At 66.2% G+C, this 683-nt stretch carries 1 protein-coding gene and 1 pseudogene; both read right to left on the bottom strand.

Annotated features, from left to right (window positions below):
- Positions 1-545, bottom strand: a 545-nt coding sequence (locus tag AWB81_RS43895) for a Y-family DNA polymerase (protein ID WP_445344351.1), incomplete at its 3' end; no start/stop codon positions are given.
- Positions 469-683: pseudogene (locus tag AWB81_RS48235) on the bottom strand (translesion DNA synthesis-associated protein ImuA); the annotation flags it as partial. The pseudogene AWB81_RS48235 and the gene AWB81_RS43895, both read right to left, overlap by 77 nt.

The raw sequence follows: 683 nt of genomic DNA, 5'->3' as shown, positions 1-683 counted from the left end.
CGCCGGGCTTCCAAAACCAGCAGGGCGGGCAAGCGCGGTAACTGCCGCATGAGCGAGCGGATGGAAAGACGCAGGCCACCACGATAGCGGGCCATGAGCCATGCGCCTTGGCCGGTGGGGGCAACGCTCGTGCGGACCGTGAAGCCGAAGGCGGCCAGCGAGGATCGGATCGCGCGTCTGAGCGCGCGTACGCCACCAAAGAGGCGCAAGCTCGCCGACACGTCGACCAGCACCGTCTGCTCCTCGGCGATCACCACCTGCGGACTGAATTGCATGAGCGCTGTGGCCACGTCCGTGACCGCCTGCTGCTCTTTGAGTTCGTTCTTGTCGTGGATGTGTGCGTCGGGCGCGAGCGTCAGAACGCCGCCTTTGCGCATGCCCTTGCGAACGCCAGCCTCGTGCGCCGCCTGATCGAGCGCGACGACACGGTCATGGTCGAGCACGACCAAGCCCATACCCGAGGCCGCCTCATTCGTGGACGACCAGTTCGGCTGGAAGACCTCTCGGCTGAGGTGCGGCAGGTACACGCCGATCCAGACTTGCATGGCGATTCAACAGGATAGGCGAATGGGTCAGTCCGATCAGAAGCGGCTCATCACGCGCCGGGCCGCGCCGCTTCACGAACTCCAACGAGACGCTGTCGCGCGCCGGACGTACTGCGATGCGAAGCGGGGCAGGCGACG

The organism is Caballeronia arationis (genome assembly GCF_001544975.2).
GTDB lineage: Bacteria > Pseudomonadota > Gammaproteobacteria > Burkholderiales > Burkholderiaceae > Caballeronia > Caballeronia arationis.
The sequence above is the reverse complement of the archived record's forward strand: the minus strand, read 5'-3'. Positions and strand labels throughout refer to the sequence as shown.